Annotated in this window: 24 protein-coding genes and 1 tRNA gene; 12 read left to right on the top strand and 13 right to left on the bottom strand. The window is 51.3% G+C overall.

Going from position 1 to position 26,601, the window contains the following annotated elements; all coding sequences use genetic code 11:
- Nucleotides 1-643 precede the first annotated feature (643 nt).
- From ACN0YH_RS16220 to ACN0YH_RS16210, 3 genes are all read right to left on the bottom strand, one after another.
- Nucleotides 644-994, bottom strand: coding sequence for a hypothetical protein (locus ACN0YH_RS16220; protein ID WP_278469670.1), 351 nt, complete (start codon nt 992-994; stop codon nt 644-646).
- A gap of 152 nt (nt 995-1,146) precedes the next feature.
- Nucleotides 1,147-1,782 carry a hypothetical protein gene (locus ACN0YH_RS16215; protein ID WP_417380624.1) on the bottom strand — a complete coding sequence of 212 codons (636 nt, stop codon included), beginning with the start codon at nt 1,780-1,782 and terminating at the stop codon, nt 1,147-1,149.
- A gap of 180 nt (nt 1,783-1,962) precedes the next feature.
- A complete protein-coding gene (locus tag ACN0YH_RS16210; protein WP_417380623.1) occupies nt 1,963-3,183 on the bottom strand; it encodes a hypothetical protein in 1,221 nt (406 codons plus the stop codon).
- A 381-nt stretch (nt 3,184-3,564) separates the two neighbouring features.
- Here ACN0YH_RS16210 and hisH point away from each other — a divergent pair, with 381 nt between their 5' ends.
- Genes hisH through ACN0YH_RS16195 form a run of 3 tightly spaced genes read left to right on the top strand, consistent with a single transcriptional unit; the run spans nt 3,565 to nt 5,882 of the window.
- Complete coding sequence (hisH, locus tag ACN0YH_RS16205; RefSeq protein ID WP_278441935.1) at nt 3,565-4,170, top strand: imidazole glycerol phosphate synthase subunit HisH; 606 nt, start codon at nt 3,565-3,567, stop codon at nt 4,168-4,170.
- 36 nt (nt 4,171-4,206) lie between these two features.
- Nucleotides 4,207-4,947 carry a 1-(5-phosphoribosyl)-5-[(5-phosphoribosylamino)methylideneamino]imidazole-4-carboxamide isomerase gene (gene hisA, locus ACN0YH_RS16200; protein ID WP_417380622.1) on the top strand — a complete coding sequence of 247 codons (741 nt, stop codon included), beginning with the start codon at nt 4,207-4,209 and terminating at the stop codon, nt 4,945-4,947.
- A gap of 32 nt (nt 4,948-4,979) precedes the next feature.
- Complete coding sequence (locus ACN0YH_RS16195) at nt 4,980-5,882, top strand: DMT family transporter (RefSeq protein WP_154897764.1); 903 nt, start codon at nt 4,980-4,982, stop codon at nt 5,880-5,882.
- Here the strand turns inward: ACN0YH_RS16195 and thpR are convergent.
- Both thpR and ACN0YH_RS16185 read right to left on the bottom strand, forming a co-directional pair.
- Complete coding sequence (thpR, locus tag ACN0YH_RS16190) at nt 5,863-6,432, bottom strand: RNA 2',3'-cyclic phosphodiesterase (RefSeq protein WP_417380621.1); 570 nt, start codon at nt 6,430-6,432, stop codon at nt 5,863-5,865. The two genes, ACN0YH_RS16195 and thpR, sit on opposite strands and share 20 nt — an antisense overlap.
- 45 nt (nt 6,433-6,477) lie before the next feature.
- A complete protein-coding gene (locus ACN0YH_RS16185; RefSeq protein WP_417380620.1) occupies nt 6,478-8,961 on the bottom strand; it encodes a Tex family protein in 2,484 nt (827 codons plus the stop codon).
- A gap of 570 nt (nt 8,962-9,531) precedes the next feature.
- On the opposite strand from ACN0YH_RS16185, the gene ACN0YH_RS16180 reads away from it, so the two are divergent.
- The 3 genes from ACN0YH_RS16180 (at nt 9,532) to ACN0YH_RS16170 (ending at nt 12,983) form a co-directional block, all read left to right on the top strand.
- On the top strand, nt 9,532-10,230 hold the full coding sequence (locus ACN0YH_RS16180) for a hypothetical protein (protein ID WP_417380619.1): 699 nt from the start codon (nt 9,532-9,534) through the stop codon (nt 10,228-10,230).
- A gap of 69 nt (nt 10,231-10,299) precedes the next feature.
- Nucleotides 10,300-11,796, top strand: a complete 1,497-nt coding sequence (locus tag ACN0YH_RS16175) for an ATPase (RefSeq protein WP_417380618.1) — start codon at nt 10,300-10,302, stop codon at nt 11,794-11,796.
- Between the two features lie 227 nt (nt 11,797-12,023).
- Nucleotides 12,024-12,983, top strand: a complete 960-nt coding sequence (locus ACN0YH_RS16170) for a tetratricopeptide repeat protein (RefSeq protein WP_417380617.1) — start codon at nt 12,024-12,026, stop codon at nt 12,981-12,983.
- An 86-nt stretch (nt 12,984-13,069) separates the two neighbouring features.
- Here the strand turns inward: ACN0YH_RS16170 and ACN0YH_RS16165 are convergent, their stop codons facing one another.
- Nucleotides 13,070-14,476: an aminotransferase class III-fold pyridoxal phosphate-dependent enzyme gene (locus ACN0YH_RS16165; RefSeq protein ID WP_417380616.1), complete on the bottom strand. Its 1,407-nt coding sequence runs from the start codon at nt 14,474-14,476 to the stop codon at nt 13,070-13,072.
- 92 nt (nt 14,477-14,568) lie between these two features.
- Nucleotides 14,569-15,849 (bottom strand): Gfo/Idh/MocA family protein, encoded by a 1,281-nt coding sequence (locus ACN0YH_RS16160; protein ID WP_417380615.1) that lies wholly within the window; start codon nt 15,847-15,849, stop codon nt 14,569-14,571.
- 168 nt (nt 15,850-16,017) lie between these two features.
- On the opposite strand from ACN0YH_RS16160, the gene ACN0YH_RS16155 reads away from it, so the two are divergent.
- The 4 genes from ACN0YH_RS16155 to ACN0YH_RS16140 all read left to right on the top strand — a co-directional run bounded on the left by ACN0YH_RS16155 (nt 16,018) and on the right by ACN0YH_RS16140 (nt 19,151).
- On the top strand, nt 16,018-16,752 hold the full coding sequence (locus ACN0YH_RS16155) for a GntR family transcriptional regulator (protein WP_417380614.1): 735 nt from the start codon (nt 16,018-16,020) through the stop codon (nt 16,750-16,752).
- Between the two features lie 190 nt (nt 16,753-16,942).
- Nucleotides 16,943-17,962, top strand: coding sequence for a sugar phosphate isomerase/epimerase family protein (locus ACN0YH_RS16150; RefSeq protein WP_417380613.1), 1,020 nt, complete (start codon nt 16,943-16,945; stop codon nt 17,960-17,962).
- A 122-nt stretch (nt 17,963-18,084) separates the two neighbouring features.
- Nucleotides 18,085-18,324 carry a Trm112 family protein gene (locus ACN0YH_RS16145; RefSeq protein WP_417380612.1) on the top strand — a complete coding sequence of 80 codons (240 nt, stop codon included), beginning with the start codon at nt 18,085-18,087 and terminating at the stop codon, nt 18,322-18,324.
- Between the two features lie 26 nt (nt 18,325-18,350).
- Nucleotides 18,351-19,151 (top strand): class I SAM-dependent methyltransferase, encoded by an 801-nt coding sequence (locus ACN0YH_RS16140; protein WP_417380611.1) that lies wholly within the window; start codon nt 18,351-18,353, stop codon nt 19,149-19,151.
- Nucleotides 19,152-19,349: 198 nt separating this feature from the next.
- On the opposite strand, the gene ACN0YH_RS16135 is transcribed toward ACN0YH_RS16140, so the two are convergent.
- Nucleotides 19,350-20,243, bottom strand: a complete 894-nt coding sequence (locus ACN0YH_RS16135; RefSeq protein ID WP_417380610.1) for a DUF1559 domain-containing protein — start codon at nt 20,241-20,243, stop codon at nt 19,350-19,352.
- 156 nt (nt 20,244-20,399) lie between these two features.
- The gene (locus ACN0YH_RS16130; protein ID WP_417380609.1) at nt 20,400-21,002 is read right to left on the bottom strand and encodes a hypothetical protein; all 603 of its coding nucleotides are present in this window, start codon (nt 21,000-21,002) and stop codon (nt 20,400-20,402) included.
- A 469-nt stretch (nt 21,003-21,471) separates the two neighbouring features.
- Between ACN0YH_RS16130 and ACN0YH_RS16125 the strand changes: the two genes are divergently transcribed.
- On the top strand, nt 21,472-22,560 hold the full coding sequence (locus tag ACN0YH_RS16125) for an MraY family glycosyltransferase (protein ID WP_417380608.1): 1,089 nt from the start codon (nt 21,472-21,474) through the stop codon (nt 22,558-22,560).
- A gap of 21 nt (nt 22,561-22,581) precedes the next feature.
- Here ACN0YH_RS16125 and ACN0YH_RS16120 read toward each other — a convergent pair whose 3' ends face one another.
- The 4 genes from ACN0YH_RS16120 to ACN0YH_RS16105 all read right to left on the bottom strand — a co-directional run bounded on the left by ACN0YH_RS16120 (nt 22,582) and on the right by ACN0YH_RS16105 (nt 25,292).
- Nucleotides 22,582-23,484 (bottom strand): NAD-dependent epimerase/dehydratase family protein, encoded by a 903-nt coding sequence (locus ACN0YH_RS16120; RefSeq protein ID WP_417380607.1) that lies wholly within the window; start codon nt 23,482-23,484, stop codon nt 22,582-22,584.
- 16 nt (nt 23,485-23,500) lie between these two features.
- A complete protein-coding gene (gene gmhB, locus ACN0YH_RS16115) occupies nt 23,501-24,085 on the bottom strand; it encodes a D-glycero-beta-D-manno-heptose 1,7-bisphosphate 7-phosphatase (RefSeq protein WP_417380606.1) in 585 nt (194 codons plus the stop codon).
- Nucleotides 24,086-24,092: 7 nt separating this feature from the next.
- The gene (locus ACN0YH_RS16110) at nt 24,093-24,737 is read right to left on the bottom strand and encodes a D-sedoheptulose-7-phosphate isomerase (RefSeq protein ID WP_417380605.1); all 645 of its coding nucleotides are present in this window, start codon (nt 24,735-24,737) and stop codon (nt 24,093-24,095) included.
- 481 nt (nt 24,738-25,218) lie between these two features.
- Nucleotides 25,219-25,292: transfer RNA gene (locus ACN0YH_RS16105), tRNA-His, on the bottom strand.
- A 251-nt stretch (nt 25,293-25,543) separates the two neighbouring features.
- On the opposite strand from ACN0YH_RS16105, the gene ACN0YH_RS16100 reads away from it, so the two are divergent.
- Complete coding sequence (locus ACN0YH_RS16100; RefSeq protein ID WP_417380604.1) at nt 25,544-26,584, top strand: SMP-30/gluconolactonase/LRE family protein; 1,041 nt, start codon at nt 25,544-25,546, stop codon at nt 26,582-26,584.
- Nucleotides 26,585-26,601: the final 17 nt, after the last annotated feature.

The following is a 26,601-nucleotide window of genomic DNA, read 5'->3' as shown; positions in this document are numbered from 1 at the left end:
CAAGAATAGAATCCTGCGCAAATCCCATGCCAAACGGCAGGGGTGACCAACTTACTTTAAAGTAAGTGCCATTAGGCGTTAGCCCCGGTTGTATCACGAGATGCGAATAAACCGCAACTATGGTCTTAATGTTGATGGTATTTACAGTCATATGTCAGAATCGAAAACCGCTCCTGAATACATTTCAGGATTCTGTTGCTGTTTCAGAGTTACGCTTCTTGCCAGGTCAGTGAGCCAATTTGTCCAAATATTTTCAGTAGATCCAATAAAATATCGTTGGGGCAGTTTACCTCGGTTACGAAAAACAAGGATGTCGCTCCGTGGTGATTGGTATCAACGAAAAAATGAAATCCGTGGTATTCAAAACGAATGTGCCAGATCGAGCTTAGATCTGCGGATGCATCGATACTGTGAGATTCGATGTTGAGCCGATCTATCTTTTTGAGATGATTTATAGTCGGTTTGAAATTAAAGTCCGGCGAGTCAAAGAATAGTCGACCCAATTCTGACCCGTAGTTTTCATCTCGCAAATCGTCGGTAGACAGGTTTATTGGGGGTGTCCGGCGTTTCATAATCTCGATCCGATACAGGCTAAATAAGAACAGAAATCGGTTCTTGGAAACGTTTCAGATTCATATGATGATTAATATTTAATTCGACAATTTTCGTTCAGGATTGATTGACGCAATTCTTTAATTCCCGCGGGGGTCACTCTGGTTCCCCTCAGGTCGATTTCATACAACGAAAGACCGTGAAGTTCCTTAAGTCCATCATCTGTAATTTTCGTATTCTTCAGATAAACGCCATGACAGGGCCAAAGATTTCGGACATATTTCATGTCGGCGTCTGTTGCATCCGTATCGTCTAGGCTAACGATCTCGTAGACAGTCGCCCCCCATGCCATATCGTGACGCACACCTCCGCCGAGGTTTTCGATGCGCGAAATGGAACTGGTTGTCTGGTAATTGATCAAGCCGAATATGACAAGAATCATAGTAATACACGTGAAGGAAGTTATTGCGATTGCGTTTGTTTTTGGTGAGATTCTTTCGACATCGCTGTGCGGGGGCATTAGATAGTCACTCGCTGATTGGATGCTGCATTTTGTTTTCGCGGTCCGGGGCCTCGTCCCAGATATAAAAGGTGTCACGATGAACCGGTAGCGTCGCCATCTGCAACAGAGTCTGGCTCGATCGAAATCTCACCCTTTGCCAGTTTGTCTGCGGTCCGTCCGATCGCCAGAATCAGATCACGAAGTTCTTCGAAGGACAGATTGGCCCCATCTGTGTGTAACCCGTCGTTCTTAATCCAGACTGCGTGGAGTTGCCCTGAAGGTAGCGCTTCTGGGTTTGAATGTCGACCCGTGTTGTAGATGTAGTTAAGTCGCTGATACGGACTCCCGTCGCCTTGTGTGAACAACTGGATTCCGACGGCCTTCCGAGAGAAGTCGAGCGATTGGTACAACATTCCTACGGATGATTCGAACCGCCGAAGACAGTGGAAGTAGAGGGAAATACTGCGATTTCCATTTACGATGTTCATCAATAGATCGCGTGCTTCCTCATAATCCACTACAGCTCCTTCCGCTCGCCTGATCAGGGCGAATGCTAATGCAGCCTTTTCCTTTGTTAAGGGTACGCGTAAGATCCTGTTCAAGACGAAAGAACTCAGCCACGACGCGCAGTCCGGGAATTCCTGGGCGACGGGGGACGCCCGACACTCGGTCAACTGCGACAGGTCTTGGGCTACGAAGTTGTCTAGAGCGTACATCGAAAGCGGCATGCCTGCTCCCCGTCTTTTTTCTGTGGTATAACGACTAATAGACTGAGTAACCTTTTGTCTATAAATCGCAAAAAATGTAAAATTGCAACTGAGAATCACTTAAAAACAGAAATCGGTTCATGCGAAATTATCAGATGCACGTTCTGATGCTTCCTATTGTTCGTGCCGATTTGTCACCGACTAAATATTGTATTGTTTTCGCTCAGTTGATTTACGTTCAAGGTCCTGACCAATGGACTCTCCAAGTTCGCATGTGTATGTGCTTAGGGAAGCCTTGGAAGCAAACTTGCTTCCGATACGCTCGCGAAAGTCGGGAAACTCTATGGTCGTGTAATACCGAATGAAGATTTCCCATACCTGAAGCAGATCTTCAATTAACAAACAAGCCTGCCAGGCATTACCCTTGTAGTTTATAATCAGGTCCACAAACTGTAACTTTCCCTCATTCTCGATCACAATCTCATAATCCGCGAAGGCACTCGTTTTGTTCCGACCTCTGATACCGTGTTTATGAGTATTTACAAAACACCCAGCAGCATGAAAACATGGTAGGTCTTCGAAGAATTTGAGTTGCTGTAGATCCTCATTATTTGCTTTCAAGAATTTTCGTACGTTATCACTCAGATGATACAACTCTGATAAAACCACAGTTAACTCATCACTTAAGAGTATGCGCTTATGTTTTAATATACGCGGAAAGTCTGTTTTGGGTTTGCTGCGAAAAAAGTTCTGGAGCGAATCAACTTGATCGAGACGAATGGAGATACGCTCGAGTCGGTCGGTTATATCTTTGGCAAGCACATCAAACAATGGTGATTGTGGAGACGCAGTCACGTTTTTCGGTATCTTGCACAGTAAGGAATCATATTGAAGCAATGTTGTAATTCGACGCGAAAGAATTTGTCTTACACCACGACAGAACTCGTCGCAGGCGATATCAGATTCATTGCGTAGAAGTAACTCCCAGTACTGGAGGAGATCCAAAGCAAGTCCAAACTGAGGAATCCTTTGCTCATTATACTGCTTGGCAAAGATTACCTCAGCAATCGAACCTTCCTTTCTGTCAGCATCAAGATTTCGAAGGATTACATGTATTTCTTTCGAAGCGTCCGTTGCGGACTCGATGAATTGGCAAGCGATCAAAAACGGTTTGCAATTCCGAACAAGATTAGTTGAGCTAGTCGGTGCTCCCTTTGCGGCAAAAACAGACTCCACTGCGTCTGCGAGTGAGACAATTGATCTCAACAACGCTACTTCAGCGCGATCCAGTTTATCGATTACGTGCTCCGATTCGTCTTCCGGCGCACCCAGTGAACCGATCCACTTAAGAGTATCCTTACGGCTATTAAGTAGATCGAATATTTCAAGGAAAACAGGAGTAAGCGTTGGATCTTCTTCCACGCTGAGGGGATCCTTTTTGTCAACCACGGAAGGTTTAGTGTACCATATTATGTATGGAGCCTTGTATGCCCTTCAAGGTTCGAGGCAATCTTCAAAATCAGTCAACACCAGCAATTGTCAGACTAATTCAGTTCCGTCTCAAACTACCAGTATTTTGTATAGTGTCAACCAGAAATCACCAGAACCTGCATCGACAGAAAAAACATTCAACACAGACCAGTCGGGCGTAAAAACCGTTGAATCAGCCATTTTTGCGGGCATCATTCACAAAAATGGTTTGAGAGACTAGAATCGGTCGCACGTACTGAACTTTGCTGTGTCAGATGTGTCAGTTCAGCGTCACTGTATGAAGAAAATAGCGACCTTAATTTAGAAGCCACTATGATTACAATTGTCGATTATGGAATGGGAAATCTGCGGAGTGTCCAGAAGGCCTTTGAGAAGGTCGGGGCGGAAGCAGTCATCTGTGCCGATCCGGATAAAATTGCCAAAGCCTCCAAACTGATTTTGCCCGGCGTCGGTGCCTTTCGCGATGCGATTCAGGCGCTCAAAGATCAGTCGCTGGTCGAACCGATTCTGGAACATGCGCAGTCCGGCAAACCCTTTCTGGGTATCTGCCTGGGGCTGCAACTGCTGTTTGATGTCAGCTATGAAGACGGCGAATATGAGGGGCTGGGTCTCATCCCCGGCAAGGTCGTTCGCTTCGAAGATCAACCCGGTCTGAAGATCCCCCACATGGGCTGGAACCAGATCGAACGGACCGCCGAGCACCCGATCCTGGCAGGCATTCCTGCTCACGAGCATTTCTATTTCGTACACAGCTATTATGTGGCTCCTGACAATTCCGAAGATGTCGCCGCCTATACCGATTACGGGTGTCGCTTCGCTTCGATGGTCGCCCGTGATAACATTGTCGCCTCTCAGTTTCACCCTGAAAAAAGTCAGAACGCGGGACTCAAACTCCTGCAGAATTTTGCTTCCTTTTAAAACCACCTCATCAGCGAAAAGAAAGTCAGCTCAGCTATGGAAATACTGCCCGCCATCGATATCCGGGGAGGCAAATGCGTGCGTCTGCGACAAGGCGATTACGGACAGGAAACCGTTTTCGGCGATGATCCGACCGAAATGGCCCGTCGCTGGGCCGACGGCGGCGCTTCACGTTTGCATCTGGTCGACCTCGACGGTGCCAAAGCCGGGCAACCGGTCAACCACGAAGTCGTCCGCAAGATCGTAGACGCCGTTTCTGTTCCCTGCCAGATGGGGGGTGGCATTCGCGATGAAGCGTCCATTCAACTCATGCTGGATGACGTGGGTATCGACCGCGTAATCGTCGGCACGCAGGCACTGAAAGACCCGCAGTGGTTCAAACAGATGGTGCAGCGTTATCCTAATCGGCTGGCACTGGGACTGGATGCCCGCGATTCCAAAGTCGCCACCGAAGGCTGGCTGGATGTCTCCGAAACGTCTGCCATCGATCTGGCCAAAGAATATGTCGGCGTCGAGCTGGCGGCCGTCATCTATACCAACATCGCCAATGACGGCATGATGCAGGGCGTGGATGAAGCGACGATTCAGGATATGATTTCGCTGGCCGAACTCGGTCTGCCTGTGATCGCGTCCGGCGGCGTGACGACTTTGAAAGATGTCACGCGCCTGGCGGAAGTCAGTCGTGAACAACCCAGACTGGTGGGAGCGATTATCGGTCGCGCTTTGTACGAGGGAACCATCGAAGTTCCCGCCGCCATCGCAGCCGCCGGTTCATAAAACTTCCGCAGAGCAGGACCGGAACACAGGTTATGACCGAAGACGTTGACCAGGCAAAACTGTTCCGAGCGCGGTTGCTGGTGCTGCTGGCATCCGTGCTCTGGAGCCTGAGCGGCGTGTTCATCAAGTCCCCGCCGTTTCAGTCGATACCCGAAGCCGACCGCGGGCTGATCCTGGCCTGTTATCGTGCGTTTTTCGCCGGGCTGTTTCTGCTGCCGTTTGTGAAATTTCAACATGTCCGCTGGCGTCCCGCTCTGATTCCCCTGCTGATTGCGTTCGCATCGATGAACTTCCTGTTCGTGACCGCGATGACGAAAACCTCTGCCGCCGCTGCCATCTTTCTGCAGAATACGAGCGTCGTCTGGGCCATGCTGTTCGGCTTTCTGTTTCTCAAAGAACGCATCGAAGCGGGTTCGATTCTCGCCATGTTTATTGTGCTGACAGGGATCTTCTGCATTGTGGTCGGCGACTGGTCGGGCGAAAACTTCGCCGGCAACCTGATTGCTTTGCTCAGCGGTATTTCCTATGCGCTGGTGGTGATCTTTTTTCGCGTATTACGTGATGAGCATCCGGCCTGGCTGGTGGCACTCAGTCTGCTGGTCTCCGCGGCGGTCGTCGCGCCCTGGGTGATGGCGCTGGGAATCTCATTGACCTGGCTGCAGTTGTTTCTGATTGCGCTGCTCGGGGTCGTGCAGATGGGAACGCCTTACGTGGTTTTTTCTCATGCGGTCAAAACCGTCAAGTCGCAGGAAGCGGCGCTGCTGGTGCTGACGGAACCCATCCTGAATCCGATCTGGGTCTGGCTCTTCTGGGGCGAGACCGTCTCCCTGCATACGCTCATCGGCTGTGCGCTGATCATACTGGGGCTGCTCGTCCGGTTTTTGTTCTTCCGACCCAAGCCACTGCCGAAGCCGATTAACGCTGAGGCAGTTTGACCGTCTGCATTTCGTGGTAGCGGGCCTGTGGCGTTTTGAGTTCTGACTGGAAAAACTTGATCGTATCGATGCTGACTTCACCCCATTCGGCGTTCTTGCGGTCGCGCAGGATATCAAACAGCTCTGCAGCAGGTTTTGCTTTGACTCGGGCCAGGGTCAGGTGGGGATGAAACTCTTTCCGCTCACGGGGGTAGCCCAGTTTCTGGGTTTCTTCTTCCAGGTATTCGACCATTTCCATGAGCGCGGTGGCATCCGAGATGCCGGCCCAGATGACATTGGGATGATCTTCGCGGGGAAACGCGCCCAGCCCTTTGAAAGCCAGTTTCATCCGCTTGAAGCGGCCGCGCATCTCTTTCAGAATTCTGCTGACGGGCATGATGTCTTCCAGTTCCGTCGGCCCGAGAAACTTCAGCGTGATATGCATCTGCTCGACATCAATGGTTTTGACAGCCGGGGCCAGCTTTTCCAGGCGGGGCATTAATTTTTTCAGACCACGGGGGGGCTGAATGGGAACAGCGATAAATGTTCGCGTGCGCTGATTGGTATGCATGATCGTTCTCGGGAGAATCTTCAGATCCGAAGAAATGAGGGAATTCTATTTCTTCTTCTGGTTCCAAAGTGCTTTCAATTGATCAAAGCCCTGCAGGGGCTGATCTCCGGTTTTCATTTCATCGGTGAGTTTGGCAGGTGGAGTTTTTTTACCAGCCCGCTTCCGTTTTTGATGCGGCGGCTTTTTCTGCTGATGTCCTGTGTTGTTTCCGCCGTTCGATGTTTTTTCTGCCGGCGGTGTTGCCCGTTTTGTTGTCTGTGCTTCCGCTGATTTCTCAGCAGGTTTGGGACGTTGTGCTTTTTTCGGCTGACGATCCGTGCCCGGTCTGATCAACGTCAATGAGACACGCCGACGTTCCAGGTCCACACCCAGTACCCACGCCGTAATCACATCACCGACGGAGACAAACTGGTAAGGATTTTCAATGAAGTGGTTTGCCATCTCACTGACGTGAATTAATGCGCTGTCTTTCAAACCGACATCCACGAAGGCACCAAAGTCGACCACGTTCAGCACCGTACCCTGCAGTTCCATACCTTCGGTCAGTTGTTCCAGCTTGAGCACACCCTGTTTGAATATCGGTCCGGGCAAATCAGCACGGGGATCGCGACGGGGACGAACGATCGCCTCCAGAATATCATCCAGTGTCGGCAGACCAATTTTCAGATTCTTGCTCAGGCCCCCTTTGTCAATCTGTCCGACTTTCTCAATGATCGAGGCACGATCCTGGGCCGACGTCTTCAGGCTGTCGGGAGGGAGTTCGAGTTGCTCGAATACCTTATAAGCATGTTCGTAACTTTCTGGATGAATCCACGTCGAATCCAGTGGTTCACTTCCCTGGTCGATTTTCAGGAAACCGGCTGCCTGGGTAAATGTCGCTTCACCCACTCCCGCGACATCCAGCAGTTGTTGGCGACTCTGAAACGAACCATGCTTCTCGCGCCATTCGGTAATCCGGCGGGCGATTAACTGATTCATTCCGGATACGTGACGTAACAGCGAGGCACTGGCGGTATTCAGATTGACGCCGACATAATTCACGCACGATTCGATGACTTCATCCAGCGATTCCTTGAGCCGCTTGGAATTGACATCATGTTGATACATGCCGACCCCCAGATGCTGAGGGTCGATTTTTACGAGTTCACTCAGCGGGTCCTGCAGGCGGCGACCAATCGAGATCGTACCGCGGATGGTAGCATCCAGATCGGGAAATTCTTCGCGGGCCACCGGGCTGGCAGAATAGATGCTGGCACCCGCTTCATTCACTATCAGATAACGGGCTTCAGGCAGGTCCTGCTCAATCATCTCCGTGATGATCTCTTCCGTTTCGCGACAGGCGGTCCCATTACCGATTGCCACCAGCTGGCACTGATGCTCGGTCATGATTTCCGCCAGTTTCTTGCGGGCGAACTCTTTTTTGTCAGCCGAACCGGTCACATAGACCAGGTCGTTCGCGACACAGTATCCCAGCTCATCGAGGACCGCCAGCTTGCAGCCGGTTCTTAAACCCGGGTCAATCGCCAGAATCCGCTGGCCCTGCAGGGGAGGCTGCAGCAGCAGGTTTTTCAGGTTCTGTGCGAAGACCGATACTGCATGTTTTTCTGCTTTTTCTGTCAGTTCCCGGCGGATTTCGCGGTCGAGGCTGGGCTGGATCAGACGCGAGAGTGCGTCGTTAATTACTTCGGTCAGGAATGCATGGAAGCGATGGCCGTTAAGATTCAGGTGACGGGCAATCGACAGGCAGGCGGAGTCATCAGCCCATTCAAAGCGGACCCGTAACGCACCCGCTTTTTCGCCGCGGTTTAACGCCATCGTCCGGTGATGGGGGACTTTCACCACCTGCTCCGAGTAGTTGAAGTAATCGCGGTATTCCTGTCCGGACTCTTCCGCTTTTTTGGTGGCATTCACAGTCAGTTTGCCGGAACGCCAGGCGATCTTACGCGAGATCTCACGCACGTCGGGATCTTCGCCGATTTTTTCTACCAGAATATCGGCGGCTCCTTTTAATACCTCTTCTGTTGTGCGGGCGCCGTCTTCTGCTTTGGTATACTGCAGTGCGGCGTTCGTCAGATTTTCGATGCTGGCATCACCGGACCAGATGGCATTTGCCAGTGGTTCAAAGCCGTGTTTTCGCGCGGTCGCAGCACGCGAGGTTCGCTTGGGGCGATACGGGCGATACAGGTCTTCCAGTCGTTTGAGTGTATCCGCTTTTTCGATCTCTGCTTTGAGTTCGGGAGTGAGCTGCTGTTGTGCTTCAATCAATCGCAGGATGGTTGAGGCCCGTTCCCAGATCTGACGCTTGAACTGCACGCGTTTCTGGATATCGCGAATCTGTACTTCATCCAGGTTGCCGGTGCGTTCCTTGCGATAGCGGGTAATGAAGGGAACGGTGTTTCCTTCATCCAGCAGGGCAATCACATTCAGAATTTGTTGTGATGTGAGATTCAGTTCCGACGCAATCTGCTCTGCGTCTCGTTCAGAGAAGCGGGCGCTGGAATCATTTGCTTGTATCTCAACCGCATCCATTTCGATCTCGATTCGTTTCGGTTACAGGTGCCGAAAACTGAGTCTGGAAATTTGATAAGTTACAGGATCTACTTTTCAGTTACATTAGAATAACTGTTTTGAGAAAAAATAGAAATGGTCATGCTATGACACACGTGCCAGAGACAGGAGCGCTTCTGTCCCGACTTCCGAAAGTGTAGTGGTAGAGACGACAGTTTAACAGGCTCAGGCAACGGAAAATCGAGTGACCGGCACCCCCGTTTGAGTGGGCAGGGTTTATGTCCCTTTTTAAAGAGTGTGTTTGTGATGTGGTATTGCTCATACGACAGGATTTCATCCTGGCTGGCGGTAGCAGACGCTGCATAGAACCACTGCATCACCAGGTGGACTACGGATTTCACCGCGATAACAGTAGTAAATTATCTCTCTTATTCTCCCGGTAGAATCGTTTTTCTCGTCAGGACCAGACCTGTTCGCTGCCGATAAATTCACAAAGGACTGTCGCAACAGAGATCTGTTCTGGCTTGCGCAAATCAATCTTTCGTGAAGGGTCTGGCGATTCCGGCACGATCAAAACAGGGGGGAGATGGCATGGCTACTGCCGTCAAAATGCAATCGTATCTACTTATCGTTTTTGCAGTTAGCCTGATAAATGGCGTGACAGCAGAAGCGGGCTGGCCCTGGTCAAGTGCCACCTGTTCGGAAGATAATTCCAAAGAAGCAAAGTGGGCAGAACGCGCCTCGCGACCTGTCGGCTCTCGACAGAAATATAAATTCGGAGAACTCTGGCCTCCTTACCCCCGACCCACCGGTCCCAAACAGCATTTCTGGAACCGTTACCATCATGCCCACTACTGGCCATACCCCTATACCTGCCAGGACCGCGCTTACGTAGCGGATATCATGGATCGACAGATTCACAATGGCTGGACTGATCAGAATACATTGTACGCGTACCACTTTGATAAAGATGGTAACAAGTTGACACAGGCCGGTTTACTGCATCTACGCTGGATTATGGAACACGCACCGGAAAATCGTCGTATGATTTTTGTGCAGACCGCCAACAGTTCCATCTCCAGCCAGGAACGACTGGCCAATGTCCAGTATGCTGCCACCGAGATGTCTGATGGACAGAATGTGCCTTCCGCCATGCTGCGGGTCAGCCAGACATACGGACGTCCGGCACGTGAAGAAGATATGAAGTACCGTGCCTACGTCGGTTCGATTCTGGCACCACGGATTCAATATACAACAGGTGGCGGTTCTGCAGCCAACGGAAGTAATTAAAGTATCGCTGCTTTCTGGCGGTTCCGATTTTTTTCTCTCAACAAGTTAGCTTGAACGTAAACTGCAACTATGATTGATCGCCCTGGTGAAGATGAATCACAAGATGCCTCCGGGCAGGGTTTCCGGGAAAACGACAAAGAGAACGATCTGACAGATCTGTATAGTGATCTGTTTCCCGGAACTCAGCAGGAAGGGGAATGGACGCGACCGGAAAAGAAAGTCCATACTCCTGCCGCTGCAGCTAAACAGGACCATTCGATTCCCGCGCCAAACACGCTGGATCAATCAGGACTGACATTGAATCAGTTGTGCAACCTGGTCCTGAAGCAGTTATATCTGCAGGGAAGTGCGCTGGGTATTGAAATCTCGCGCAGTGCCCACCTGCCGTTCACCATCATTGATACCGCGCTGGTATTTCTGAAAGATGATAAATGCATCGAAGTCACGTCAGGTAATCTGATCGGTCGTTCTTCCTATCGATTCAATCTGACCGAACTGGGGCGGATTCGAGCACGGGAAGCATTCGAGCAATGCCGTTATGTCGGACCGGCACCAGTGCCTTTAGAAGCGTATGTCAGGCAGTGTGCCCTCCAGACCGTGGTCGGTATCGACTGTACTCCGGAGCGGCTCGAAGCTGCCTTTTCCGATTTTATCATTCGTGAAGGACTGCTGGACGAACTCGGGCCCGCGGTCTGCAGTGGACGTTCCATCTTTATTTATGGACCTCCGGGTAACGGTAAGACCTTAATTGCCAAAGGGCTGGGACGTTTTCTGAATCGGCAGGGGGGAGAAATTTATATTCCCTACGCACTGCAGATGGAAAACAGCATCATCACGCTGTTTGATCCGACCATTCATCAAACTACCGACGATCTGGAACTGCAGGATCGGGCACCCACTGATCTGCAAAAAGGGAGCCGGATTCCGGAAATGAAGGACTGGGCCAAACCAGAAACAGACCTGCGCTGGAGACGCATTAGACGCCCTGTGGTGATTACAGGGGGGGAACTGAATCTGGAAATGCTGGACCTGCGATACAACAAAGTCAGCAACTTCTACACAGCGCCTCTGCACATCAAAGCCAATGGCGGGGTCTTTCTGATCGACGACTTTGGTAGACAACTCGTCAGTCCTAAAGACCTGTTGAACCGGTGGATTATGCCGCTCGAAGACCGGATTGACTATCTGACGCTGGCCACCGGTAAGAAATTTGCAGTTCCCTTCGAACAATTAATCGTCTTCTCAACCAACCTCGATCCGAAGGAACTGGTCGACGAAGCCTTCCTCAGGCGTATCCGTCATAAGATCGAAATCACTGCGCCGTCTCAAGATGTGTTCACAGAGATTGCGAAGCTCTGTTGTCGCCAACGTGAAATTGAATACGACCCAGTTTTTGTAAATTACCTGTATGACACTTACTACAAGCAGGGAAAATTACCCAGGTCGAGTGACCCGCGAGATTTACTGGAGATTATTCAGTCAATTTGTCGATTTAAAGGACAGAAACCCATTCTATCCACTCAATTAATTTCAGAAGCAGCGCAACGTTTCTTCTGTCAACTATAAATTCCTTTCCTGAATATCTTTATCAGCCTGAAATGGACCGGGCAGATAAAGCAACCTGATTCACTCATGATCACTCGTTTCTAATATGACCGATTCAGCATCATCTGCGTTCTATCACAGGTGCGCTTTGATCGGAACTGGCAGAATCTAAAGGCGTGTTCTTTTGAGCGTCAATTGAGAAGTACTCATATCACGTCTTGCAAGTGGACCTCATGGAGGTAATGAAAATGTCCGGATTATTTACCAAACAGACATGGATGGCTGGCATCACCTGTGCTTTACTTTTATGTAATGGCTGCAGTTCGATGCGGGATAAATTTGTCGCGAAATCAGATGAAGCTCCCACGTCTTTAAAAGACAAAATCTCTGTCGCAAAAAACAAACTCAAAGATCCGGATAAGTTCTATGTCACTCATGGTCAGCTTCAGGAAAAAATGGGAGATCTGACTTCGGCTCGCTCTTCCTATGAAGTCGCTCTGGGAGAGAACCCCAAATCGGTCGATGCGGTGCTGGGACTGGCCCGCCTCGATCAGGTTGCCGGCCGCAAGATGGAAGCCGAAAAAGGGTTTCAGAAAGCACTGGAGATGTCTCCCAAAGATCCCCAGGTTCGAGCCAGCATTGGCCAGTTCTATGCTGCTGAGAAAAAGTGGGATCAGGCGATTGCTCTGTTAGCTGAAGCCAGCAAAGCAGCGCCGGCTGATAAAAACATCCGGTATCAACTGGGAATCGCCATGGCGTCTGCCGGCGACTACCAGGCAGCCATGCCTCACCTGATTCGTGCAGTCGGTGAAGCGGAAGCCCACTATAATATTGGCTATATCTTAAGAGACCGTGGAGAACTGCAGGCCAGCGAGTCGCAGTTCCTGCAGGCTGTCTTATTGAAACCGGAATTCAACGAAGCACAGTACTGGCTCGATGAAATTCGCCGCGAAAAAGAAAACCGCCTGATGCTGGCCGGTGTCTCTACAGATGCCAATGCCGGTTTGAACCAGGGAGCAAAACAGGCCTCTTATTCTCAGGCCAAACCGAAAAAGACAGCGGCTGTCAAAACGAATCATACAGCAGTTGCAGCCGGTATGAGAGGCGCGCATGTCTCCCCCTCAGGCAGTACCACAAACGCCGCAAAACCGCCTGCTAATATGACTCCCGAACAACGGGAACAATGGCGCAACCAGCGACAGTTGTAATCAACGAACGCCTTTGTTAACACACATAAAAAAACAGGCCCCGAATGAATCCGGGGCCTGTTTCGTTTTTCAACTAACACGGGGCATCAGGCAGATGCTGTCGCACCCTGCAACTGCTCGGCCAGTTTGACGCACAGACGGTTCAGCAGAGCAATGGATGCTTCTGCTTCGGATACTGTCATCGTCATCGGCGGGCTGACGCGTAACACGTTTCCGGCCAACGCACCCAGCAGGTGAATTCCATCGCTGTCTGCTTCGCCCAGGTAGCAGGTCTTCACCAGCTCAATCGCGACTTCCTGGCTGGTTTTGCCACCCAGTTCGGCACATTCGATCCCGAAGACCATGCCTTCGCCACGCACCTTGGCGATGATGCCGGTTTCTTTTAACGCATTCAGACCATCGATATACAGCTGGGACAGTTTCTGTGTATTGTCCATCACATCAGTCCCTTCGAACTCATCCAGTGTCGCCAGCACGGCGGCGGAAGAGAGCGGATTGGCACTCCAGGTGTCAGAAGCTTCACCGTATTTCAGGCTGGCAATCACATCGTTACGGCCGACAGCAGCTGCAACAGGTACACCATTCCCCAGACCTTTACCCAGGACGACAAAATCTGGTTCGATCTGATATTTCTCGAAAGCGTACATGCAGCCGGTCCGACCGAAGTTGGCCTGCACTTCATCCAGGATCAGCATGATGTCATGAGCGCGACAGAAATCCTGCAGCACTTTGTGATACGCAACCTGCGGATGATAACTTCCTCCGCCACCCAGGTAAGGCTCGGTAATCAGGCAGTTGATCCGTGTGCCATATTCGGTCCACAGGTCTTCCAGTTCTTTCTGGTAGACAGAAACGTCGAGCGTATCTTCCGCTTTGCTGATGTCATCACATTCCGTGCGGGGAAAGCCGATGAACTTCACGCGGGGATCACGGTCGGCGTCAGTCTCGGAACCGGTGACAGCGCCGGCCAGACCTTTTTTGCCGTGGAAACCATAGCGGGTTGCCAGAATGATATCACGTTCAGAATCACGGTGCAGGCAGGCCCAGAGTGCTTTCTGAACGGCTTCAGAACCAGAGGCGGCCCACATGACTTTGTCGCAGCGATTACCCCCTTTGAAGGATTGTATGCTGGCAATCAGTCGTTTGCTGGCTTCGGTTTCAATCGGGGTGACCGCATTATAAGCAGTCATCGTGAGGGCATCGAAATAGTCGCCTTCTCCTTCACCAGTCACATGTTCCGGCTTCCAGCCCATGTATTCGCTGAAACGTTTCATCCAACTGCGGGGGTTGTGACCCAGGTTGGCAACCAGTACACCCGAAGTAAAGTCGTACAACCGACGTCCTTCGGGAGTCCAGTGATAGCAGCCGGCGGATTTCGCGAGGACGGCCTGGCTGGGGGTAAAGGTCCGGAGTGATAGAGGCTCGGTCTGGAACAGATCGTCGCGGACGGCGTTGGATTGATTTTCATTGTCGAAATGAATGGCTGTGGTCATGTTTTTCTCTTTTACAAATCGGGTAAAGAACAATTTTGAATGGAAATGAATCGACGTCGGATTGTTTCCGAAGTGATTCGCATGATGTTTACTTACACAGTTCCGTCGTAAAGGACTTCTGCCTGATCCGAGCCGGGACGATACAGCACGAGTCCGCCTTTTTCATCGTTCACACGGACGACACAGTCAGGATCGCCGGCGGCCTGATGTTCCAGAATCGCTTCCAGGGCCTGCACGGTGGCGACGGTCTGGCGGTCCGTGGATAAATCGTTGTAGCCCAGCGATCGAATCTTCTCCAGTCGCGCCTGGCGTTCCGATTCAGGACCGCCAAATTCAATCTCCGCGACTTCTTTGGCAAACTGCTCAATCACTTCAATCCCATATCCACGCTGCGAACGCTCGTTCCAGGGTTCAATAAAGGTCGCATTGAAGTGGTTATTCATGGAGTTCTTGAGTTCAAACGGCGTTTTCTCCTCAACCGTACATTCCACACCACGCTTGCGGGAATGTCCGTTCCATAACCCGTTGTCAAAGCGGAAAGAGACTTCCTGCTCAACATAGCCGGGGAAGTTGTCCGGCGTCACCCAGGAAGTATGAATATCGAAGGCGGCTTCACGGCCGGACTCGTATTCATAAATCATCCGCAGCTGGCAGCTGTCCCAGGTGGGGCCATCCTTGTCGCCTACCAGACCACGCTGACCGGTGGCAGTGACCGTCTTCAGTTTTCCGCCGAACGTGTAATCGATCAACTTGATATAATGGACGGCAACATAGGTTCCCGGGTTACGACCGGTAATCCACTGTGCGAACTGCTTGCCGGAAATCGCCTTGGGTTCGAGCAGCGAACAATAGCCACTGTTCACATGCTTCAGGATGTTGTCGTAGACCAGTGTCCGCATCTTTTTGTGATCCGGATCGAACAGTTTGTGGTAGACGACCTTGGCAGTCACATTATTTTTCTCAGCCAGCGCCACCAGTTCGTCCAGTTCCTGCAGCTTGAGGACAGACGGCTTTTCCACAATCAGGTGGGTGCCCGCTTCCAGCAGTCTTTTACAGGAATCGAAGTGGCGGTCGTCGGGAGAAGCGACACAGGCGAAGTTCAGGCCGGTCGCCGTCATCTCTTCAATGGCGTTTTCGCCGGCGAAGCTCTGAAAACCACCCACTTTGTCGCCGCGTTCTGCCAGGTACTTCTCTGCCCGGGAACCGGTCCGCGTGGCGACGGCGTCCAGGGAAACCTCAACCGGCCCCGTGGATCTCTGGTAAAGGGCTGTCTCATGGACTGTTTCAAAGAAAGGGCGATAGGTTTCGTCGACAATCATGCCGAATCCGACCAGGCCGGCCTTCAGAGTTTTTTCGTTTCCCGCAGAACTCATAGTAGTATCCCTAAGTGAATTCAAAAATGTTTGATTTTATAGGTGTGGTTTTCAATATTATTGCTATAATAAGCCTTAAGTCGCTGTTGAAAGCGTCTCAATGGCTCAAAAGTGAATTCACTTTATGGGTCGAGAGCGGAATTGTCAAGTCTTTGAATCGAGATTCACGTGAAAAAAGAGATCTCAATCTTAACGGAACCCGAGGATCAGGAGCTGCTGCAGGAGGACGAGAGTCTCTCCCTGGTGGACGAGGTCTATCAGAAACTACTGCTGCGGATTATTCGCTGTGAGCTGCCCGGCGGGACTGAGCTGAAAAGTACGCGGCTGGCTCGTGAAATTGGCGTCAGCCGTACACCGGTCGTGCAGGCGCTGGCCCGTCTCCAGGCGGATGGAATTGTCATTCAGCAGAAAAATCACCGCGCGGTTGTACGGGAAGGGGCGGAGAACTGGCTGGTCGAAATCCACGAACTGCGTCTGCTGCTGGAACCCAGTGCCGCGGGCATGGCTGCGCAACACATCAGTGAGGATGAAATCGCCCGTTTGCAGGAGATGGCGGCGGAAGTGAAAACCTGTCAGCAGCAGTTTGAGAACGGCGATCAGTCACCCGAACACCTGCAAAAATGGGGGACGGCTTCACGCTCCTTCGATTATGCGTTACACCTCACAATCGCTGATCACTGTGGAAATCTGCCTATTTCAGAAGCCATTCACAAATGCTGGAGTTACAAGCGGGTTTCCTATTCCGCTGCCGGCGAAACACCGGAGATCATGACGCGGGGCCTGTATGATCATCTGGTTCTCTTGGATGCGCTGAAACAGCACGATGCCGAGACCGCTGCCGCCGCGATGACCATGCATCTCAGAAATGCATCCCGCATGCGACCTGATCGTTTGATTGTTTAAACACGTTCCTGCTGTATTTGAGGAATGATTTGTGAAATGACATTGAAAAAGGAGCGTCGAACTTCGCGTAGCTCTTGAAACTTAACCCGAACCTGTCAAAAATGACTCCCGCATACTCCATGGTGCATCGTCCATGGAAGGGCATCTTCTCATTCGCTTTCGATTTAATTTTAAAAGGCAAATATTCGTCATGTCAGATAACCCACGCGTAATTTTAAGTGCTTTTGCAGATGAAGCAGCAAACCATAAAACAGCCATTGAGCAGATGGTGGCACTTTCAGCATTAGGACTGCGATATTACAGCCCCCGGTTTATTGATGTGAACGGCGATGGCAACATCAAGCATGTAGTCGATCTGAATAAATCAGAATACAAGTCGCTGCTCAAACTGCACGACGAATACGGCATCAACGTGACCAGCATCGGGGCCCGCGTCGGTAAGATCAAACTCGTTGATAAAGACGATGGTTCACACAATGTCTTCGTACCCTTTAAAGAGTACCTGAAAAAAGAGGTCGCCAACACCATCAACGCGGCGACGACCCTGGGAACCAAATTGATTCGCGGTTTCTCATTCTATCCCCCCAAAGGCGAAGATCCCAAACCCTACATGAGCCAGGCCGTGGACCAGATCGGCCAGATTGTCGACCTGTGTGCCGCGGAAGGTCTCGTTTACGGTCTGGAAATCGAACCCAACCTGATCGGGGAAACCGGCCCGCTGCTGGCAGAACTGGCCCGCAAAGTCAAGCGGCCGAACATGGTCACCATTTATGATGGCGGTAACATTGCTGCTCAGAATAAAGATGCCATGCAGTGCCTGAGCGAATTCAACGACATGAAGAAATCCATGGGCTGGCTGCACATCAAAGATTACGCCGTCGATAACGATCTGGAATGGACGGGGGTCGTTGATGAAGAACGCCTCAAGAATTTCGTGCCCGCCAACGTGGGTGACGCCGGTCATGAATTCGTCCTGCGTGAACTGCGCGAGATGCTACCCAAAATGGAAAAGAAAATGAAGAAGCTTGGCGTGCCCGGCGTCTTCCTCGAAGTTGAGCCTCATCTGAAGGGGGGCGGACAGTTCGGCGGCTTCAGCGGTCCCGACGGAATCGGCGTCGCAGTCCGGGCATTATGCTCCGTTTTGGATTATGTCGGCATCGACTATGATCTGCGAACCTTCAAGGATATCCAGGAACTGCGTGGTTTCTAATCATCAGATACAGATTGTCTGAGTGGGTCTCGTGTTTCAGGAACGTCAGCTTGAAGAGAAAACTGTCGATTTGCTGTCTCAGTTGCTACAATGAAGTGAAAGTCGTTCGAGAGTAAAAAACAATGTTATTTGATCCACAGCATCTGCAGGATATTATTGCCTGCCCGAAAACCAAAGCGAAACTCATCTGCGAAGGTGAGTTTCTGATTTCTGTCGATCCTGAAACACGACTCAAGTACCCGATTAAAGATGGGATTCCTGTGATGCTGGTTGACGAAGCGGTCGAGGTCCCTCAGTCTGAGTGGGCCGAGATCATGCAGCGTCACCAGCGGAATCCCGAAACAGGAGAAGTCGTCTCCTGAAACCTTTCACCGCCTGAGGAGATCTGATGAGAATCGCGTCGAAGAAATTCGTATCTGATAATTGTTTCATCGGAATTCTCAGTTGTCTGCTGATCGTGTTGTTACAGACATTATCTTTGCAGGCAGGCGAACCGGCGAGCACAAAGTCGAAACCTGAAGGCAAGAAAGAACGGTATACTTATAACCTGCGTGATCACGATCGGAACGGGATCGGCAAGTTTTATCAGGGGCGCGAAATTGCCCGCGTGATGGGTTATCAGGGCGCTCCCTGGCTGGAACGCAGAACCCGCGAGCAGGAAGAACGCCTCTCGCTGCTACCTAAAGCGCTCAAGCTCAAGCCCGGTATGGCTGTCGCTGACATCGGTGCAGGCAGCGGGGTGATTTCCGTCATCCTCGCCGAGCATGTCAGCCCCGATGGTAAAGTCTATGCAGTGGATGTGCAGCAGGAGATGCTGGATCTGCTGGATCAGAAAATGAAGAAGCAGGGGGTCGAGAATATTCATCCCGTATTGGGAACACAGAAGTCGCCGGGACTCAAACCTGAGTCCATCGACCTGGCAATTATGGTCGACGTCTACCACGAGTTCGAATTCCCTTATGAAATGATGCAGGAAATTTCTAAAGCCCTCAAACCCAAGGGGCGCGTCGTACTCGTAGAATACCGCAAAGAAGATCCGGCCGTCCCCATCAAACTCGTCCACAAGATGTCAGAAGCCCAGGCCAAAAAAGAGGCCGCCCGACCCGAACTGAATCTCAAGTGGAAAGAAACCATCGGCATTCTCCCCCGCCAGCATATTCTGGTGTTTGAAAAAACCGAAGAGAAGTAATTCGATTCCCCAGGCGGTCATGCCCCGGAACCGGATGGCCTCGAGTTCTGATTACCTATTGACAGTTTTAGCCAGAGTCACTGATACCTTTTATTGCAATGGCGGATCACTGTGGTCATATGAGAATAATAAAAAACAAACAGGCTCACACCACGTCGGATGTGAGCCTGCATCGTTTCTCCTGTTAACTTGTGAGAATCAATACTCGCCGATCACCTCACCGCCGGCAATCGTACCCAGTGCGTTGTAGAGCCCGAAATCAATGCTGGAACCGATCAGTCTGACCGATCCGTCGCCCAGTAGAAACTGCGCAAACCCCACATGGGGAGCCGAAACATCGCGGTCATCACTGGCCGGGTTGTTGGGGACATGGCCTGTTTGAAACAGGACCATGTGCCCGTGGTCATCGGTGGCATCGGTAATTTCACGGACGGCCCCGGCCCAAGTGGTCTCGTATTCAAAATGGTTCCCATGTGCGGCTCCATTTCTGAACACACCGTTCTGCCGTTCTCCCACACACAGTGTATTGGAGAGTCCGTCGACGACATCCCGGGGGCGCGTCGAACTGTTGCGGCTGAACATGCCCGCGCGTTTCTCCTGCGTGTCATCCAGATCGGGAGGACCGAAACTGGCGACATAGCAGCCCATGGCATACCGCTCGGCTGAACTCCCCATTTCGATGAAGCCATTTTCCGAAACCGAATCGGACGGGCAGAGCAGGCCGGGGATCTGACGTTCGCGGGGAACCAGATTCACGGGGCTGAAGATCGGTTCTTCCAGGTCAAACTGGTTGTACAGATTGGCCTGATCGATCATCGGTAGAATCATTGTCACCCAGCCAAAGCCGGCCTGGTTGCCATCGGTTCCCGGCTTATACACATAGCCGGGGGGATAACAGCCGTGGGTTTCCTGGTAATTGTGTAATCCCAGCCCCAGCTGTTTCAGGTTATTTTTACACGAGAGTCTTCTGGCTGCTTCCCGTGCCTGCTGGACGGCAGGCAACAGTAAGGCAATCAGAATGGCGATGATCGCAATCACCACCAGGAGTTCAATCAGTGTGAACCCCCTGTAAACAAAACGTTTCTTTTTCATGGAAGGATATCCAACTTTCTGACAGAGACACTCGCTCAGTCCGTAAGATCAGCGCGGACAGAGATCAGCCTCTGAAAATCATTCGAGTGAAAATGGGCGCAGCAAAATACCTGCGCACTTTGACCGGAATGTCGCACGTGGACATTTCAGCGGGAATTACGTGAATGAAACAGAAAGCGGAATTTCTGGTGGGGGAACAGGAGGAGCTTCAACCAGACTTTCATAACAGCAGGCAGTGGGTGACAGAAGCGCGAACAGTCCGTGCTGTGCGGGAACCTGATTGCGGGCAGGAGGCAGAAGCGAGTTCCAGCCGGAATACAGTTCCGCAAGGATCTGTCCCCAGGAGACTGATGTGATCAGCGGCCCGGTAGGACGCCTGGTTGGATGCCCGTGGATTCTCGATTCTGTTGGCTGGTCGTCCGACAGTTGTTGACTGGGGATGGCTGTCGCAGTTTGATTCTGTTTTGAGTCCACATTCAGCGTGAATTCCCACCAGAGCAGCGAAACGTGGATGTGCGTCTGGGGAATGTTTGCAGTATCCGACTGATGGGAATGCGAATGCCCCTGGTGGCTGTGCGAATGACTGTGTCCATGCAAATGGCCGTGGCTGTGGGAATGACTATGACCGTGCGAGTGGCTGTGGTCGATGTTACCAGCTGAGTGCGTATGTTCCACCTGAACCTGCAGGCTCTGAAGGATCATCCCCAACAGACCCAGGCTCGCCAGGACCCAGACGAGTTTACGAGACAGATATCGCATGACAGTTCGACGATAATTCTAAGGAGAGGCAAAATCAATGACCGTAAGGCGGGAACGGATCACCTCTGTTCAAATAAAGAGCGAGTGCCAGAACTTCAGTTATCTGACACCATGTTCACGTTCTGGTGCGTTTCCAAAGTAGGAAATGGATTCACAGGAGCAATCTAAACTCCTGTTATCCCTTAAAAACAGGCGTTTTATAACGGATTGACCCGTTTTTACGATCCCGGTATACTCCGCCGCGGTTCAGTAGTCATACTTATTGCAAACCAGGTCTGAACCAGTTCCCTCGGTAACGAAGGGATTTTTGCAAATACAAACGTACTGAAATGATATGAACCCAGAAAGGCTTCAGCGATTTGCAGTAGCCTGGATTTACATGCGCCCCAGGTCATTTTTGAAAAGGTATTGTTGACAAATGGTGTTCGGCAACTTGATGATACCAGGCCTGATTGCTGGCGGCGTTTTTTTGGTATCTTTAATTTGTACCGGTGTCATTCTCAAGCTGGCTCCTCTGTTGGGGCTGGTTAAGTTGCCCACGAGTCGCTGTTCTCACGTGACGCCGACGCCTCGTGGCGGTGGGCTTTCTTTTGTCGTATCGAGCCTGGTTACATTTTCGATATTGTACTTTTCTGGATTGATCTCTGGGACTGTGATTCCCGTCATCCTGGCAGGCGGAACTCTGATCGCTGCACTGGGATTCTGGGATGATCTCTATAATGTTCCTATCCGATATCGGCTTGGGGCCCAGGCAGCAATCATTGCTGCTTCCGTATATGCTCTGTCTCCCTTACCCGCTCTGGAATTCTGGGGATTCAAACTGGATGCCTCCTGGCTGACCTGGGGAATTGCCACTTTTGCTTTGATCTGGTGGTTAAATCTGTTTAACTTCATGGATGGCATCGATGGAATGGCGGGAGGAGAAGCCACCAGTATTCTGGTTGCCGTCACACTCCTGATATCACTGAAGACCGCCTCCTTTGAAACAGCAGATCAGACACTCATGCTGTTACTGGCAGTTTCCCTGCTGGGTTTTATGACTTTCAACTGGCCTCCTGCGAAAATATTTATGGGCGATGTGGGCAGTACCTATCTGGGCTTTACCCTGGGGATGCTCGCCTTGAGTTCCCTGAGTTCGGGTTTATTAAATCTGTGGGTCTGGTTGATCATCCCCGCCGTGTTCTGGGTCGATGCCACATTTACACTGCTCAGGCGCATGATCAGACGTGATTGCTGGTACCAGGCACATCAGAGTCACGCCTATCAGAGACTCTCACGTTTTCTGGAAGCAACCCAAACGGGAAATCCTGCACGGCATCGCGCCCATCGCAAGGTGAGTCTGGGCACGCTGTGTATCAATCTCGTCTGGCTGTTTCCGCTGTCCGTTGTCGCCTTATACTGGCCTGCCTGGGGGCTGCTGACAGTTGTTGCAGCCTGGACACCGCTGGTGCTGCTGGCCGCCAGTTGTGGTGCAGGGAAGCCGGGAAATATTGAACAGCGGGATCAGAAGCGTTCGAATAATGTCGAATATCAGGAAGGTGTCTCGCTCGAAGTATAGCAGGCATTCCCTGAGTTCGCTTTACAGGCTCGTTACATCATCGCTGTGCAGTTCAAACGGACGGGGCTGAAATCCGAAGTCCTGTTCTGCCTCTGAATGATCAAAGACCAGGTCTGCATTCATGCGTTCCGCCATCCCCGCAGTCAGATGTCGGAAGCGGGGCAGAAAACAAACAACTGCGATACCCGCGCGAAACAGAATCAGCGGGACTCGTACGAAGTGTGGCTTCAGGTTCAGTGCGAGAAAGATACGAGCAATCATTTCACGATAGGTCAACGTTTCCGCCCCCGAGATGTTATAGGAGTGGTTCACGACGGACTCTGCCCGTAATGCCTGCAGGCTGGCGGTCGCGACATCAGCAGCATGAATGGGCTGTCGTTTCCCTTGTGCTTTACCCAGCAGGGGAAAACATTTCCAGCGCCTGATGAATCTGGCAACAGAGGCGATATTTTTATCCCGACCAAATCCATAGATCAGCGTCGGTCGCAGGATGACCCAGGAGACCTGCCGGTCTTCTGCCCAGCGTTGCAGCGCTGCTTCACCTTCTACCAGTTGTTGAGCCGTCTGTTGTTCGCCAGCGTCGATCGATTCCGTTTTAGTAAAGCGGCTCGTGGAACTTAATGCGACGATTCGGCGGGCACCGTATTCCGAAAGCAGCTTGAAATGTTCGGGGATGACCCAGATCGGTGCCAGGCAGATCCAGTCTGTAATGGTCTCTGTTTTTTCAGATTGTTGAGGAGCATCAACGAAACTCTGCCAGCGTACCGATGCGTGCGTATTCTGCTCTTCAGGAAGATTTCCTCTGGTGAATGCCACAAACTGTTCATCGCGGTCATCCGCATGCGGGACTTCCTTCGAGAACAGACACTGCCCGACCGGACTCCTGGCACCAATGACTCCAATCACACGTGTCTGGTTCGACATGGCCCTGCAGGTTCCTTCAGTGGTTCTCTGGCGTTGCTGGAAATAAACGTGTTTTCAACTCGGTTAACGTATCCGCATACACGTCGGCCGCCAGTTGATCTTCACCACTCACAGCATGTCCGGTTCCTACCAGTGCCTTCGTGCCAACCTGGGCGGCTTCTCCTGCCTGAAGATCGGTCAATTTATCTCCCACCATGATTGACTGTGACAGGTCCAGATCATATTTCTGTGCCGCATCCAGCAGCATTTGCGGACCGGGTTTGCGGCAGTTACAGTCGACTCGGTAATGGCCTGTCCCTTTGGTGGGATGATGGGGACAGTAGAAATAATCGGTAATGGTCAGTTGATGTCGGGAGAATTCTGACATGACCCAGGTCATTAACTGTTGAAATTGATGTTCTGTGTAATAACCCCGGGCAATCCCTGACTGATTGGTAATAATAATCAGCGTGTAACCCGCGTCTGCCGCTGCCTGACACAGTTCGAAGATGCCGTCGACGAATTCGAAATCCTGAATCCGGTGCAGATAGTCCTTTTCGACGTTGATCACTCCATCACGATCGAGAAACAGTGACTTATTACGTGATAACGGGATCTGCATGTCTCAATCAGGCTGCCAGCCTGGGGCGATCGGTCTGATCCAGATCGGATGAGCCCCAGTCCAGATCGAAGTTGAACAAGGCGGCTTCAACACATTCGCAAAGCGTATGTTCCAGCACGAGATGCACTTCCTGGATCTGGCTGGTTAACTGGCCGGGAGCAATCACGCACACATCACACAGCCCGCGGACTTCACCCCCGTCGTTCCCGGTAAAGATAATACTGGGGACATTTTTTTCCTGGCAGGCCTGGACTGCTTTCACAATATTAGGGGAGTTGCCGGAAGTGGTAATTCCCAGGAAAATGTCGTTGGCTGTCAGCTTGCCTTCCAGTTGCCGGGAGAATACTACATCGTAACCGTAGTCATTCCCGATGGCGGTGAGAATGGAACTGTCAGTCGTTAATGCTTCTGCCGGCAGAGAAGCGCGATCCTTACCCAGGCGACACACAAATTCTGCTGCCAGGTGCTGTGCATCCGCAGCGGAACCTCCGTTACCCGCGAGATACAGTCGGCCACCCTGCTGATAGCTCTGAAGGATGAGATCTACGGCTTTCGAAAATTCCTGCTGTATTTCGACATTTTCCAGCAGTTGTTTTTTAGCAGCAATCGATCGTTCCAGATTGCGGCAGATAATTTTACTGGCCTGATGCATGTGAGCAGCTCTCCGTCCCTGGTAATGCTCTTTCAAAATGCAAAGAAATTCGCAGCGGTCCTTCCGGTAGATCAGCAGCGAGCAATTTTGAATGGTGATCACTTCAATAGAGGAGCCAGTATAGTTCATTTCGAAAAACAGGGGCAATATAAGTTTTACCTGCACACAACGCCCTGATTGCGTAAAAAATACGGTTTCTTAGTGAACGCATGGGTAATCTGTGAGGTTCTGCATTTTCACTGTATTTCTTTGTTTTGGCAGCTCCGCCAGATTAGCCGGCATGAAGTATTATGAAAACGATCTATCACTTTGTGCTTATGATCGTGTTTCAGGAGTACCAACAGAAGCGCGTTGCAGAATAGTGCCCGGGGGGTCAAAGCGAGAAGCTGATAAATGGTTTAATGTCATCCATCAGAGCAGGCAACTTCGTGGTCCGGCAGCCTGTCAGGTCTATTACCCGGGGCTCGGAAGAAGAGAAAAGGGTGAGTAACGGGATTTGAACCCGCGACCTCCGGAATCACAATCCGGCGCTCTAACCAACTGAGCTATACCCACCATATCAGTGATTTGATCAGGATCGACCTGATTTTAACCAATTGTCCAGCCGCTGAAAAGTCTCTCAACCATGACAACTGGATCATGTGCTACGTTATCGAAGCTGTTTTCGGGATGCAAGTATTCCAAGCCCCGGAATCAGGAATATTTCCTCTATACGTGCATCTCCTGCGGAGAATCTGTAGAATTGAAGCCTCTTAAGTTCCCGTATCAAGTCACACTGATCTATCTGAAAAAAACAGGGAAAAAACATGAAAACCATTAGATTCACCTGCATGATTCTAGCAACCTGCGTTTTGAGCCTTTGTCAGGCAGAACTATCTGCTCAGGATTCCACCAATTATCCCACGCTGGGAGAAGTCGTCCGCGTCGATCCCGGCCTGGATGCTTTAATAGACAAGGATGCCCGGATAGAGGTTCTCTCGTCTGGCTTCGACTGGTCGGAAGGCCCGGTCTGGATGGGTAATGCCACCGATGGATTTCTCTTATTTTCTGACATTCCCCGCAACTCTGTCATGAAGTGGAAAGAAGGGGAAGGGGCCTCGCTGTTCATGAAACCGTCAGGCTATACGGGAGTCGCTCCCTACGGGAATGAACCGGGCTGTAATGGTCTGTTTCTCGATCCCAAGGGCCGCCTGGTTTCCTGTGAGCACGGCGATCGTCGCGTCTCTGTTTTGACCAAAGAAGGGGGCAAACGGACGCTGGTCGACAACTACATGGGCAAGCGATTAAACAGTCCCAATGATGGGGTTTTCAAATCCAACGGCGATTTGTACTTCACAGATCCCCCTTACGGACTGCCCAACCGCTATGACGACCCGCGACGCGAGCTGGATTTCTGCGGCGTCTATCGACTGGCGACGGATGGCACACTGACGTTACTGACCAAAGAGATGACGCGTCCGAACGGGATTGCGTTTTCACCCGATGAAAAAACATTGTACGTTGCCCAGTCTGATCCCGAGGCAGCACTCTGGAAAGCGTTCCCCGTCAACAAGGATGGCACCCTGGGAGCCAGCAAAGTCTTTTATGATGTCACAGATAAAGTCGGCAAACTGCCTGGTCTGCCCGATGGACTCAAAACAGACGTGAATGGAAATCTGTTTGCCACCGGGCCCGGCGGCTGCTACGTCTTCACTCCTGAGGGCAAGCTGCTGGGACGCATCAGTACGGGCGAACGGACAGCCAACTGTGCCTGGGGCAATGATGGTTCGGTTCTCTATCTGACGGCAGATACCTACCTCGTTCGGATTCCGACAAAAACCAAAGGCCGTGTTGGACCTGCGAAATAATCCAGGTCGGAAACAAT

Source organism: Gimesia sp. (assembly GCF_048262075.1).
In the GTDB taxonomy this organism is placed as follows: Bacteria; Planctomycetota; Planctomycetia; order Planctomycetales; family Planctomycetaceae; genus Gimesia.
This window is presented reverse-complemented; position numbering and strand designations above follow the sequence as displayed.

Bases quoted from the DNA above. Each gene is read 5' to 3' on its own strand.
- ACN0YH_RS16110 (WP_417380605.1), bottom strand. From the start codon at position 24,737: ATGCATCAGGCCAGTAAAATTATCTGCCGCAATCTGGAACGATCGATT.
- gmhB (WP_417380606.1), bottom strand. From the start codon at position 24,085: ATGCAGATCCCGTTATCACGTAATAAGTCACTGTTTCTCGATCGTGAT.
- ACN0YH_RS16135 (WP_417380610.1), bottom strand. From the start codon at position 20,243: ATGAAAAAGAAACGTTTTGTTTACAGGGGGTTCACACTGATTGAACTC.
- ACN0YH_RS16150 (WP_417380613.1), top strand. From the start codon at position 16,943: ATGTCAGATAACCCACGCGTAATTTTAAGTGCTTTTGCAGATGAAGCA.
- hisH (WP_278441935.1), top strand. From the start codon at position 3,565: ATGATTACAATTGTCGATTATGGAATGGGAAATCTGCGGAGTGTCCAG.
- ACN0YH_RS16100 (WP_417380604.1), top strand. From the start codon at position 25,544: ATGAAAACCATTAGATTCACCTGCATGATTCTAGCAACCTGCGTTTTG.
- ACN0YH_RS16160 (WP_417380615.1), bottom strand. From the start codon at position 15,849: ATGAGTTCTGCGGGAAACGAAAAAACTCTGAAGGCCGGCCTGGTCGGA.
- ACN0YH_RS16215 (WP_417380624.1), bottom strand. From the start codon at position 1,782: ATGCCGCTTTCGATGTACGCTCTAGACAACTTCGTAGCCCAAGACCTG.
- hisA (WP_417380622.1), top strand. From the start codon at position 4,207: ATGGAAATACTGCCCGCCATCGATATCCGGGGAGGCAAATGCGTGCGT.
- ACN0YH_RS16170 (WP_417380617.1), top strand. From the start codon at position 12,024: ATGTCCGGATTATTTACCAAACAGACATGGATGGCTGGCATCACCTGT.
- thpR (WP_417380621.1), bottom strand. From the start codon at position 6,432: ATGCATACCAATCAGCGCACGCGAACATTTATCGCTGTTCCCATTCAG.
- ACN0YH_RS16165 (WP_417380616.1), bottom strand. From the start codon at position 14,476: ATGACCACAGCCATTCATTTCGACAATGAAAATCAATCCAACGCCGTC.
- ACN0YH_RS16145 (WP_417380612.1), top strand. From the start codon at position 18,085: ATGTTATTTGATCCACAGCATCTGCAGGATATTATTGCCTGCCCGAAA.
- ACN0YH_RS16140 (WP_417380611.1), top strand. From the start codon at position 18,351: ATGAGAATCGCGTCGAAGAAATTCGTATCTGATAATTGTTTCATCGGA.
- ACN0YH_RS16220 (WP_278469670.1), bottom strand. From the start codon at position 994: ATGATTCTTGTCATATTCGGCTTGATCAATTACCAGACAACCAGTTCC.
- ACN0YH_RS16175 (WP_417380618.1), top strand. From the start codon at position 10,300: ATGATTGATCGCCCTGGTGAAGATGAATCACAAGATGCCTCCGGGCAG.
- ACN0YH_RS16195 (WP_154897764.1), top strand. From the start codon at position 4,980: ATGACCGAAGACGTTGACCAGGCAAAACTGTTCCGAGCGCGGTTGCTG.
- ACN0YH_RS16180 (WP_417380619.1), top strand. From the start codon at position 9,532: ATGGCTACTGCCGTCAAAATGCAATCGTATCTACTTATCGTTTTTGCA.
- ACN0YH_RS16120 (WP_417380607.1), bottom strand. From the start codon at position 23,484: ATGTCGAACCAGACACGTGTGATTGGAGTCATTGGTGCCAGGAGTCCG.
- ACN0YH_RS16130 (WP_417380609.1), bottom strand. From the start codon at position 21,002: ATGCGATATCTGTCTCGTAAACTCGTCTGGGTCCTGGCGAGCCTGGGT.
- ACN0YH_RS16185 (WP_417380620.1), bottom strand. From the start codon at position 8,961: ATGGATGCGGTTGAGATACAAGCAAATGATTCCAGCGCCCGCTTCTCT.